Source organism: Dactylosporangium salmoneum (assembly GCF_039532525.1).
Classification (GTDB): Bacteria; Actinomycetota; Actinomycetes; order Mycobacteriales; family Micromonosporaceae; genus Dactylosporangium; species Dactylosporangium salmoneum.
On sequence record NZ_BAAARV010000127.1, the window covers coordinates 1 to 3954 of the forward strand.

The 3954-nt window shown below is 70.0% G+C and carries 3 protein-coding genes; 1 reads left to right on the forward strand and 2 read right to left on the reverse strand.

The features are described 5' to 3' along the window. Nucleotides 1-1301: beta-1,3-glucanase family protein (locus ABD352_RS52845; RefSeq protein WP_344620267.1), on the reverse strand; the 1301-nt coding region annotated here is incomplete at its 3' end. A gap of 399 nt (nt 1302-1700) precedes the next feature. Here ABD352_RS52845 and ABD352_RS52850 point away from each other — a divergent pair. Continuing rightward, nucleotides 1701-2057, forward strand: coding sequence for a hypothetical protein (locus ABD352_RS52850; protein WP_344620268.1), 357 nt, complete (start codon nt 1701-1703; stop codon nt 2055-2057). Between the two features lie 70 nt (nt 2058-2127). On the opposite strand, the gene ABD352_RS52855 is transcribed toward ABD352_RS52850, so the two are convergent. Then, nucleotides 2128-3954: NAD-glutamate dehydrogenase domain-containing protein (locus ABD352_RS52855; protein ID WP_344620269.1), on the reverse strand; the 1827-nt coding region annotated here is incomplete at its 5' end.

Consider the following 3954-nt stretch of genomic DNA (forward strand, 5'->3'; position numbering starts at 1 on the left):
TTACCGCCCGTGTCATCACCCGCGACATCGACACACTTGCCACCCGGACCGGTGATCGTGCCCGCCGCGGCACTTCCGCCGCCACCGCCGCCTCCCCCGGTGAACGAGGTGAGGGTGATGCCGGCCGAGCGCGGGTCGCCGTCGTTCACGAGCGACTCGAAGTTGCCGACGTCGTCGAAGGGGAAGGCGTACGCCTTACCGTCGACCATCTTCGAGTGGATGATCTTCGCGTACTGGTTGGTCGGGTTGTTCTGGTAGAACGCGGCCGCGTTGGTGCTCGGCTGGGTGTCGATCGTGCCCAGCGTCCCGCGGTTCAGGGCCGCGCAGAGCGTCCGGGCGATCGGCCCGACCACCAGATCGTTCGGCGCGCCGAGGTTGCCGGCGCAGCCCCAGACGTCGCCGCTGGACGGCTTGGTGAAGGAGGCGACCTGCTGGCCCGACCCGTTGGTGAACGTCATGACGGCGCCCGAGGTGCGGCCGAAGTACTTCGTGTTCGGCTGATCGGCGAACGGCACCACGGTCAGCGTCTTGGACGTGTACGCGTTCCAGGCGGACGTGATGTACGAGTCCAGGTAGGTGGTGCTCAGCTGCCCGGCGTCGGCCGCCTTGCCCGGCGACAGCACCCGTAGCACGGTGCCGTCCGAGCGGGTGTACACCGAACCGCTCCAGCCGGCCTGGCCCTTGATGCCGTTGATGATGGCGTCGCGCCCGCCGGAGACGAGCTCACCGGTGCGGCTCGTGACGCCGGAACTGCCGGTCACGCTGACGACGTGCGGTACCGCGAACATGTCGACCTGCGAGCTGTTGAGCCACAGCCCGGAGTCGTTGTAGGTGAACTCGCTCCAGTCGAAGAGGATGTCGCGGTTGGAGTCGCCGGACGCCCACGGCGCGGGCTGCACCAGGCCGTCCGGGGTGAGGTAGAAGTTCAGCTTCTGACCGAGCGAGAAGTAGACCCGTCCGGACAGACCCCGCGGAACCTGGAGGGTGACGGAGCCACCGTTGCCGGGCCCGCCGATCGACACGTCCGGCGCGGGCGTGGGCGGTAGCCCGCCGGCCGGCCAGGCGGTGAAGGCGCCGCCGGCATTGACGTAGCCGAGCCGGCCGGTGCTCAGGTTGGTACCGAGCACATAGAGATAGACGGCGTCGCCGCGGCCGGTGTTGTTGGTGACCGTGACGGGCAGCGTCGCCGGGCCGACGGCCAGCGACGCCGTTGCCGCAACGGTCACCGCCGCGGTCACGGCAGCCGGGACGGCGACGGCGAGGACGGCGGCCGCTGACAGCAGTTTCATTCGGCTGCGCACGTGCGGCAATGTTCGTTCGTGTTGAGTTGTCACAGCGATTGAGCCCCTTCTTGAGCGTGGGCGGGGAGGTGGGACATGCCTGCTCATCCCCCACGTGGCGGACGTGAGAGCGCTTTCAGCATGGTCGCCGACTGTAAAGATAGTTGTCAATAGCGAACGCGCGAGAACGTTGGTGTTGGAATACGTTGGAGGTGCGTGCCGCAGCGACGGCACACCGCGGTCAGCGCGTCAGGAGCTTCCTCGCCGGCGCGATCGCCCGCCCGGCGGCGACCGCCTCCAGCTGGTGAGCCGGATGGCCAGGGCCGAAGGACCCGCGGAAACAGGACTCTTGCGTCCTCGACCGCCGCGCCATCCTGCCGACGGTACGGGTGCAGGAATCCTTCCCCCTTGGAGGTCATCATGGCCACCTTCGACGCCACGGAAGCCGCCCTCGTTCGTCAGCTGCTGGCCGAGGACCTGACCACCGTGCGGTCGCACATCCGGCATTCCAGCCCCCTGTCGGCCGCGAAACGGGCGTACCGCGTCGACGCCGACCGGCTTCGATCCGCGCTCGAGGAGTTCGGCGACCAGCTGCCGGCCCAGCACGTCGCCGTCGTCCTGGAAGTGCTGGGCAAGCGCCGGACCGTCCTGCGCGAGCAGATCCGCCGAGCGGACAATCCCCTGTTCAAGGCCCAACTGCGGCAGGTGGGCGAGCAGTTGGAGCAGATCGTCGCCCGGTTGCGAGGCAGCACGCGGGACGACCGTACGGCTGCCTGACCTGGCAACGCCTCCGCCGAACTCCATGTGCCGCCCATCGAGGGCGACTGACTGGCCGCCTCAGGGACGGTCAGGCGGCGGAGGCGCGGACCAGGGTGCGGATCTGGCGGAGCAGCACCGAGATGGTGGCCAGGTCGCCCGGGGACTCGCCGAGCTCGCCGATCGCGTTGCGGGTGCGGGCGATCGACGTGGCGTTGCTCTGCTCCCACTCGTGGACCCGGGCCACGGCGTCGTCGTCCGGCGCCGTCGCGTTGAGGACCTCCGCCGTCAGGGCGGCCAGCGCGGCGTAGAGGTCGTAGCGCAGCGCCATGCGGGCCAGCGTCTGCCAGCGGTCCTCGCGCGGCAGGTTGGAGATCCGCACCAGCAGGTCGAAGAAGCGGAAGCGCTCCGACAGCACGTAGTAGACCGCGGCGACCTCGCCGACCTCCCGGCCCGTCCGCGACGCGACCTCGACGATGTCGAGGAGACCGAAGCCGTACATGATCCGGGTGGTCGCGTCCGCGATCTCCATCGGCAGGCCCAGCCCGCGCAGCGTGGCGACGTTGGCTTGCAGCGCCTCGCGCTCCCGCCCGCGGAACAGCGTCTCCAGCTGCGGCAGCAGGCGCGAGATGCCGGGGCGCAGCCGGGCGGTCTCACCGGGGACGTCGATCGGCAGCCGCCGGTTGGTGACCAGCCAGCGGACCGCCCGGTCGAGCAGGCGCCGGGTCGCCAGATAGGCCGCCGTCTGCGCCTGCGTCGGGACCTGGTTGTCGAGGGACTCGACGGCGCGGCGCAGCTCGCCCAGGCCGTACACCTCCTGGATCACCACGGATGCCCGGAGGATGTCCGCGGCGCCGGTCCCGGTCTCCTCGACGGTGCGGTGGAAGAACGACGTGCCGCCGCGGTTGACGGCCTGGTTGACCACCTGCGTGGTGACGATCTCGCGGCGCAGCGGGTGCTCGGCCATCGCCTCCACGAAGCGCCCCCGCAGCGGGGTCGGGAAGTAGTCGACCAGCACGTCGTTGGTCCAGTCCTCGTCGGGCAGGTCGGAGTCCAGGATCTCGTGCTCGAGGACGATCTTCACGTACGACAGCAGGACCGCGAACTCGGGTGAGGTCAGACCGACCCCCGCCTCGGCGCGCGCGTCGAGCTCTTCGTCGGTGGGCAGGCCCTCCAGCGTGCGGTCGAGCTGGCCGCGGCGCTCCAGGTCGGCGATGAGCCGCCTGTGGACCGACAGCAGCGAGCGGGACTGCGCGCGGGAGTTGCCCAGGGTCGTGGCCTGGTCGTAGTTGTCGCGCAGGACCAGCTCGCCGACCTCGTCGGTCGTCTCGGCGAGTAGCGGGTTGCGGTCCTTCGGGTCGAGCGTGCCGTCGAGGACCGCGCGGTCGAGCAGGATTTTGATGTTGACCTCGTGGTCGGAGCAGTCGACGCCGGCGGAGTTGTCGATGAAATCGGTCGTGATGCGGCCGCCGCCGAGCGCGTACTCGATCCGGCCCCCCTGGGTCAGGCCCAGGTTGCCGCCCTCGCCGACGACTTTGGCGCGCAGCTCGCGGCCGTTGACCCGGATGTGGTCGTTGGCCTTGTCACCGACGTCGGCGTGCGACTCGCCGGTGGCCTTGACATAGGTGCCGATGCCGCCGTTCCAGAGCAGGTCGACGGGGGCCGACAGGATCGCGTGCATCAGCTCGTTGGGCGTGAGTGCGGTGACCGACGCCGGGATCCCCAGCGCGTCCCTCGCCTCCGCCGAGATCGGGATCGACTTCACCGCCCGCGAGTAGACACCGCCGCCGGCCGAGATCAGCTCCTTGTCGTAGTCGTCCCAGGAGGACCGGGGCAGCGCGAAGAGCCGGGCCCGCTCCTCGTACGACGACGCGGCGTCGGGCGAGGGGTCGATGAAGATGTGCCGGTGGTCGAACGC

What these genes read in the sequence shown, in the direction of transcription:
- ABD352_RS52850 (WP_344620268.1), top strand. Translation starts at nt 1,701, where the DNA reads ATGGCCACCTTCGACGCCACGGAAGCCGCCCTCGTTCGTCAGCTGCTG.